Source organism: Streptomyces sp. NPDC050423, from assembly GCF_040655445.1.
Lineage (GTDB): Bacteria > Actinomycetota > Actinomycetes > Streptomycetales > Streptomycetaceae > Streptomyces.
This window is the reverse complement of sequence record NZ_JBFAJY010000062.1, coordinates 19304-27181: the sequence shown is the minus strand read 5'-3', so window position 1 is coordinate 27181 and position 7878 is coordinate 19304. Positions and strand designations below refer to the sequence as shown.

The 7878-nt window shown below is 70.0% G+C and carries 6 protein-coding genes; all 6 read left to right on the top strand.

Translation table 11 applies throughout. The annotated features are described in order from the left end of the window. Positions 1-151: 151 nt before the first annotated feature. On the top strand, positions 152-1420 hold the full coding sequence (locus AB0I52_RS31025; RefSeq protein ID WP_363078235.1) for an ABC transporter substrate-binding protein: 1269 nt from the start codon (positions 152-154) through the stop codon (positions 1418-1420). A gap of 138 nt (positions 1421-1558) precedes the next feature. After that, a complete protein-coding gene (locus tag AB0I52_RS31020; protein WP_363021887.1) occupies positions 1559-2401 on the top strand; it encodes a sugar ABC transporter permease in 843 nt (280 codons plus the stop codon). Beyond that, entirely contained in the window at positions 2388-3311 is a 924-nt protein-coding gene (locus AB0I52_RS31015; RefSeq protein ID WP_363078233.1) for a carbohydrate ABC transporter permease, read from the top strand. Before AB0I52_RS31020 ends, AB0I52_RS31015 begins: the two co-directional genes overlap by 14 nt. A gap of 44 nt (positions 3312-3355) precedes the next feature. After that, complete coding sequence (locus AB0I52_RS31010; protein ID WP_363078231.1) at positions 3356-4120, top strand: SDR family NAD(P)-dependent oxidoreductase; 765 nt, start codon at positions 3356-3358, stop codon at positions 4118-4120. After that, positions 4108-5895 carry a heparinase II/III family protein gene (locus tag AB0I52_RS31005; protein WP_363078229.1) on the top strand — a complete coding sequence of 596 codons (1788 nt, stop codon included), beginning with the start codon at positions 4108-4110 and terminating at the stop codon, positions 5893-5895. The genes AB0I52_RS31010 and AB0I52_RS31005 overlap by 13 nt, the downstream gene beginning before the upstream one ends. Positions 5896-5898: 3 nt before the next feature. After that, positions 5899-7878 carry a hypothetical protein gene (locus AB0I52_RS31000; protein ID WP_363078227.1) on the top strand — a complete coding sequence of 660 codons (1980 nt, stop codon included), beginning with the start codon at positions 5899-5901 and terminating at the stop codon, positions 7876-7878.

Below are 7878 nucleotides of genomic sequence, written 5' to 3'. Positions count from 1 at the left end.
GCAGAGCCGCGTAGAAGACCACCATGTTGTAGCCGAGGTTGCTCCACAGCGCGATCCTAGTCTCAGTGCATCGATTTACCAGCGCTTCCCAGCCATGGCCGGGTTGCCATCGCTGGATCGATCCACTGCCTCCACCTCAAAAGGGGTGCCCATGGAACTCAAACGACGGTCGCTGCTCGCCGCCATCGGCGCCGGTACCGCTGCGGCCGCACTCTCCGGCTGCGGCACCGGGTCCTCGGCTGCCGGCTCCGCCGACGGTCCCGCCGAGGGTGAGATCACGCTGCTCACCCCGATCTACGAAGGCGCCGACGGCAAGACGCTGTTGGAGAAGGAGATCCTCGGCGGCTTCCGGAAGAAGTATCCGGACGTCAAGGTGAACGTGGACTACACCACGTATGCCCAGCTCAACGAGAAGATCACCACGGGTCTCGCGGGCGGTCTGCTGCCCGACGTGCTGATGATGGGCGTCGGCTGGATCCCGCCGTTCGCCGCCAAGAAGGCGATCGCCCCGCTCCCCGAGAAGTTCGCCACCGCGCACGACTACGAGAAGCGGGTACTGGAACCCTCCCGCTACGACGGCAAGCTGTACGCGCTGCCGGTGGTCCTCGACACCCGCATCGTCGTCTACCGCAAGGACCACTTCGCCGAGGCCGGGATCAAGAAGACACCGGCCAACTGGGCGGAGCTGCGGGCCGTGGCCAAACAGCTGACGAAGGACGGCCGCGTCGGTTTCGACCCGTTCTCCATTGATTTGCGGCAGTGTTGGGAGACCTTCCTCTTCGCCAACGGCGGTCAGCTGTTCAGCGAGGACGGCAAGAAGGTCTTGTTCACCGACAACCGGGGCGTCGAGGCGCTGCAGTTCTTCAAGGACCTGACGAAGGACGGCTCCGCCGACTACACGAAGAAGACGGACGCCGGCGCACCGTCGAACGTCCAGACCGGCAAGGCGTCGATGATGATGACGACCAGCGCCCTGTGGGAACAGGTCCGCAGCCAGTCGCCGGACCTGCTGAAAGACGACACCCTCGGCTGCTTCGTCCTGGCCAACCGTCGTCCGGCGATGCTCCAGGGCGGCACGCTGGTCACCCAGTCGGCGAGCTCCAAGCACCCCGCGGCGGCCCGTGCGCTGGTCGAGTACCTCGCGACGCCGGAATCGATCCTGGGCGCCGCCAAGCAGCGCGGTTCCGTACCGGGACTCAAGGACCTCAATGACAGCGGCTATGTGAAGGAGAACAAGTTCGTCGACCTCTCCCTCCAGAACATGAGCGCCGCGCGCTCGGAGGGCGGCACCGCCGCGTGGATGGAGATCCGCGAGAAGATCAAGCCGACGCTGGAGCCCGCGATCGTGGGCAATCAGTCCGCGAAGGACGCCATCGCGGAACTCGGCCGGCTGGCCGAGGCCGCCATCGGCCGGATGTGAGGCGTCACTGTGGCAGCGACATCCGTAGTGAAGGCACGGCCCGCGCGGCCGCCTTCCCCGACTGAGCCATACGCGTCCGGTAAACGGCGCACCGGCAGGACCCCGACAGGCCCGGGGCGCCGCAGGCGACGGGCCGGCATGCTGATGGTGGCGCCCGCCCTGCTGCACGCCTCCCTCTGGATCGGGCTGCCGGTCGTGGCCGCGGTGGCGCTGGCCTTCACGAAGTACGACGTGCTGACGGCGCCGCAGTTCGTGGGGCTCGACAACTTCCGGGACATGCTGGACGACGCGGTGTTCCGCAAGTCCATCGTGAACACCGTCATCTACACCTTCTTCACCGTGCCGTTCGGCATGATGCTGGGGCTGCTGGTGGCGCTGGCGCTGCACACGGGCCTGAAGGCGCGGGGCATCTTCCGCACCGCGATCTTCCTGCCCCAGGTCACCGCGACGGTGGCCATCGCCCTGGTCTGGCTGTGGATCTACAACCCGGGCAACGGTCTGTTCAACACCCTGCTGTCGTTCGTCGGCATCCAGGGACCGGCCTGGCTCGCCTCGACCTCATGGGCGATGCCCTCGGTGATCCTGGTCGGCATCTGGCAGGGCATCGGCATGAAGATGCTCATCTACCTGGCCGCGTTGCAGTCCCTGCCGAAGGAACTGTACGAAGCGGCCTCGGTGGACGGCGCCTCGAAGGTGCGGCAGTTCTTCTCGATCACGCTGCCGCTGCTGAAGCCCGCGACGTTCTTCGTGCTGATCACCTCGATGATCAACGCGTTCCAGTCGTTCGACCAGATCTACATCCTCACCGACGGCGGGCCCGCGAACAGCACCACGATGATGACGTATGAGATCTACAAGTCCGCCTTCCGGGAGTTCCGCGTCGGCTACGCCTGCGCCCAGTCCCTGGTGCTGTTCGTCCTCCTGATGGGCTTCACCCTGGTCAACCGGCGGATCATGGGAGGCACCCGTGGCCACAGCTGAGCTGCACAAGCCCGGGGCCGTCCGTCCGCCCCGGCCCGTCGCGAAGGGCAGGCGGCGCTCGACCGGCCGGATCGCGCTCCTCCTGACGCTCTGCGTCGTCTCGCTGCTGATGGTGGTGCCGTTCGTCTGGATGGTGCTGACCTCGCTCAAGACGCCCGTGGAGATCGCGTCGCAGGACGCCGGACTCCTTCCGGAACACTGGGAGTTCGGCAACTACGTCGATGCGCTGAGGGCCGCGCCGTTCGCGACGTACGCCCGGAACAGCTTCATCATCGCGTTCAGCCACACCGTCATCAACGTCCTGGTGGCGTCGATGGCGGGGTACGCACTGGCCCGGATCAGGTTCCGGGGCAGCGAGGTCATCTTCTACCTCTTCATCGCGGCGCTGATGATCCCGACGTACACCAAGGTGCTGCCGGAGTTCCTGATCGTCCGCTTCATGCCGCTGGCCGGCGGGAACGACCTCTTCGGCCAGGGCGGCAGCGGCTGGCTGGACTCCTGGTGGGCGCTCATCGTGCCCGGCGCGGTCACCCCGTTCGCGGTCTTCCTCTTCCGGCAGTTCTACCTGGATCTGCCGGTGGAACTGGAGGAGGCGGCCCGCCTCGACGGGCTCGGGGAGTTCCGGATCTACTCCAGGATCATGTCTCCACAGGTCAAGCCGGCGTTCATCACGGTGGCGCTGCTGACCTTCGAGTCCTCGTGGAACAACTTCCTCTGGCCACTGCTGGTGACCCATTCGGACAACCTACGGGTGATCCAGGTCGGGCTCTCCGTCTTCAAGACCGAGAACGGCACCCAGTGGCACTTCCTGATGGCGGGCACCACGCTCGCCACCCTGCCCATGGTCGTTCTCTTCCTCATCGGCCAGCGCTATTTCGTGCAGGGCTTCGCAACCGCCGGTCTCAAGTGACCGGTCCCGGTCCTCAGCGACCGGTTACCGAAAGGTTTACCCCCATGTCTGCTGATCTCCAAGGTTCCCGCGCGCTGGTGACCGGAGCGGGACACGGCATCGGCCGTGCCATCGCCGTCGCCCTCGCCGAGGCCGGCGCCGATGTCGCCGTCCACTACCTCTCCTCCGCAGACGAGGCCGCGAAGACGGTCTCCGAGATCGAGGCGCTGGGCCGGCGGGCCAAGGCGTTCCAGGCCGATGTGACGGTGACGGCCGAGGTGGACCGCTTCGTCGAGGAGGCGACCGGATTCCTCGGCGGCCTGGACGTCCTGGTCTGCAACGCGGGCCACCTGATCGGCCGGGAGAAGATCGCCGAGATGTCGGACGACCACTTCGACCAGGTCATCTCGACCAATCTGACCTCGACGTTCCGCACCGTGCGGGCCGCCCTGCCGCATCTGGCCAAGTCGTCGGCCGGGCGCATCATCACCATGTCCTCGCTGGCCGCGCACAACGGCGGCGGCCCCGGCTCGGTCGCCTACGCGGCCGCCAAGGCGGGCATCCGGGGATTCACCAAGGGCCTCGCCAAGGAGCTGGGCGGCACCGGCATCACGGTGAACACCGTGGCCCCCGGCTTCATCAAGGGCACCGCCTTCCATGACACGTTCACCGCTCCGCAGGCCCAGGCGGCGATGGAGGCGGGCATCCCGGTGGGCCGGGCAGGCACTCCGCGGGACGTCGCCTCGGCCGTCGTCCACCTGGCGTCGCCCGCGTCCGGCTTCCTGACCGCCACCACGGTGGACATCGACGGTGGCGTGTGGCCGCGTTGAGGCGGATCGCCCGGGAGCGGGGCGGCTGGTGGCATGCCTACGTGTGCCCGGCGCACGGTGTGGAGCTGGATCACGGCGATGTGCTGGGCGGGGTGTTCCCCGAGGGCGGAGCGCGCTGCGCGTACGGCTGCCGGGTGGACAACGAGGCGGTGCGCGGCGCCTGGCTGGTGCTGTCGCACCAGGCGTGGGCGCGGCATCTGCGGGTGCTCGCCCATCGCGGCGAGCGCGCCGAGGCAGTGGCACGGCTCGTCGAGTACGCGGGTCTGTACGAGGAACTCGCCACCGCGCGGCACGGCAAGGCGCAGGGCTGGATGCTGCGCGGCCGACTCTTCCACCAGGCGCTGACCGACGCGATCTGGGCGGTGAACATCGGCCACGCCGTCATCACGCTCGCCGAGGACGGCACGGATGACCTGGCCGGCGTACTGCCGCTCCTCGACGCGCTGGAGCGGGCGGCCCTGGACGCCCGGGACGTGCTGACCGGGAAGGGGCAGCTCGCCTCGAACTACACCGCGTGGCTCAACGCCGCGGGGGTGGCCGCCGGCCGCGGTGCCGCCGCGGCGCGCGGTCGGGAGTGGGACGGCGGCAAGGAGTGGCTGGAGGGCGAGCACGGTCTGTACGCGCATCTGCGGGTAGCGGTCGCCGAGGACGGCTGGGAGTGGGAGGGCAGCACCTACTACCACGGGTTCGTCCTGCGGGCGGCGCTGCTGGCGCTGCGGGGCACCGATCCGGCGGCCGTTCCGGCCGACGTGGTGGGTGTGCTGGCCGGGATGACGGACGTGCTGGCGACGATCGCGACGCCGGGCGGCATTCTGCCCGCGCTGCACGACGGTCCGTATCTGCGCGGTCCGCTGGCTCTGGAGTGGCTCGAACTGGTTGCGCTGGCACAGCAGTTGGTGCCGTCCGCCGCGCTGGAAGCGGTGGCCGGGCGGGCCCGTGCGGAGCTCGGTGACGCGGACGACGGTCTCGACCGGGAGCTGCGCGGCTGGTTCGCCGGCCCGGCGCTGCCGGCCCGTCCCGCGCCCGGTGCGCTGACGGTGTTCGGGGCCGCGGGCTACGCGGTGCTGCGCGTCGCGGGCATCCACGCGGTGCTGGACTTCGGTCCGCACGGCGGCTCGCACGGCCATCGGGACAAGTTGTCTCTTTATCTCTACGGAGATACCACCCCGTGGCAGCCCGACCCCGGTCAGGTCCCCTACGCGCACGCCGAGTTCCGTGATCTGTACGCGTCGACCGAGGCGCATCCGGCGTTCCGGGTGGACGGCGCCGAGCAGGCCGAGTGCACGGGAGCGCTGCTGGGCTCGGACGACCGCTCGGTGACCGCCGAGGTGACCACCGCGTACGAGGGCGTGCGCGCGGTCCGGCGGATCGTGGCGGGCGGAGGCTTCCTGGTGGACCTGCTGAGCGTGACCGCCGGCAAGGACCGGCGCATCACCGCGCAGCTGCGTCCGGGCACCGCCCTGGACGTCCAGGTCCAGGCCACCGGTCCGGTGCGCACCACCTGGTACGGCGACCAGACCCTGCACGGCTGGCACACGCACCGCACCGGGGCCCCGGTGCGCCCGGTGAGCACTCCGGGTCCCGGCCCGGCCGACGACCCCCAGCGGGTGCGGACCCGGGTCGACTTCACCGCCGTCACCGACCGGGTCGTCTTCGCCTCGGTGTACCAGGCCGGGTCGGCCGGGCCCGCCGTCACGGACGTACGGCTGGAGGACGACGGGCTGACGGTCCGGCTGGCCGACGGCAGCACCGCACGGTTCCGATCGGAGGACTGACTCTTGTTGCTCTCGGCGACCCCGCCGCCAGGACCGCGCCCCGCGCAGGAGGTGCGGCTGTACGAGGAGGCCACCCGCCACCGCGGGCTGACTCCGCCGCGTACGCACCCCCTGGCCAGCATCACCTGGCTGGGCCCCGCGGCCTCCAACCCGGCGCTGGCCTACCGGGTCGGCGGCGATCCGGCCCATCTCGCGGAGAGCCGGCGCTGGATCGAGGCCGCGGTGCGGCTGCCCCACTGGGGCAAGGCCCATATGCCGGACCACGACCTGGACGCCGGCTGGCTGCTGCACCATCTGGCCCTGGCCTACAAGTGGATCGGCGACGACCTGCCGGACGGGGTACGGGCGCTGCTGCGGTACAAGCTGCTGCTCCAGGGACGGCGGATGTACGAGTTCGCGGTGGCGAGCGAGGGCCGCTGGTGGTCCTCGTCGTACTGGCAGAACCACAACTGGATCTGCTACGCGGGCCTGGCGACGGCCGGGTACGTGCTGGGCAAGGAGGAGTGGACCGAGCGCGCCAAGGACAACCTCGGGACCGTCCTGGACCTGATGCCCGAGGACGGCTCGCACGCGGAGGGCGTCGTGTACTGGCGCTACGGCGTGCCCTTCCTCGCCATCCACCTGGACCTCCTCCAGGAGGCGGAGGGCATCGACTGGTGGGACCGGGGCGGATTCATGTCCCACACGTTCCGCTACCGGCTGCACCAGACTGCGCCCGGTTTCGCGTTCAACGTCGACCACGGCGACTGCCACGACCGGCGCAGCGGCCACAGCGCCGGTCTGTACTACCGCCTCGGCGCGCAGTACGGCATCCCGGAGGCCCAGTGGATGGGTGATCTGGCGTCGGGCGAGCTGCTGTGGAAGGAGGCGGCCGAGAGCGGGGTGCGGCCGGGGATCCTGCCGGAGGCCTACCTCGAATACCTCTGGTACGACCCGTCCGTGCAGGCGGCCCGGCCCACCGGGACCCGGGCGTTCTTCCCGGACCTCGGGCTGCTGGCCGCGCGTACCGGATGGGACGACGACGCCACGCTGGTCTCGTTCAAGGCGAGCCCGGGTGGTGGCCACCGGGCCTGGGAGACGGCCGCGAAGCACCGGGCCGAGCGGGGCTGGGAGACCCTCAACCAGGGTCACCACCACCCCGATTCCGGCTCCTTCGTGCTGGTCTCGCAGGGGGCGTTCCTCGCGGTGGACGAGGGCTACAGCAACCGCAAGCGCGCCGCCCATCACAATCTGCTGCTGGTGGACGGGCAGGGGTACGCGGACGAGGACCGGTACCACGTGTACCGGGACATCCCGTTCGAACGGCAGGCCCGGCAGCGCGATGTGCTGATCTCCCCCGACTGCGGGTGGGCACATGCCACGGCGGAGATCGCCGCGATGTACGACCGCGCGCTCGGGGTGCGGCGGCTGGACCGGACGCTGGTGTTCACCCCGTCGGGGCGGCTGGTGCTGCTGGACCTCGCCGAGGCGGAGGCGGCACGTGAATGGACGTTCCTGCTCCAGACCGACGGGCCCACCGAGGCCCTGTCCGACGGCAGCCGGCTGATCAGGTCCGGGGCGGCCTCGGCGCGGGTGCGGCAGTTCGCGCCCACCGACTGCCGGGTCGTCTGCGAGGTCACCGAGGTGGTGGCCAACCCGACGTCCAGCACGCCGGAGCTGAGCCTCACCCGCACCCTGCACACGCTGCGTTCGACGACCGCCCGCTCCACGCAGGGGCTGTTCCTCACGGCGATCGGTCCGGGCACGGAGACGGACGCCGCGCAGGTCCCGTGCGCGCAGGGGCACGGAGTGACCTTCGGTACGGAGACCGTGCTGCTCTCCCCCGTCGCCCGCCGGATCCGTACCGAAGGCGTCAGCGCCGACGCCGCGGCCGTACTGCTCACCTCCGGCGGCGACCCGTACGTGGTGGCGGCGACCCGGCTCGAACGGGAGGGCACGGTGCTCCTCGACGTGCCGGAACCGTACACAGGAAAGGTCGGCTGA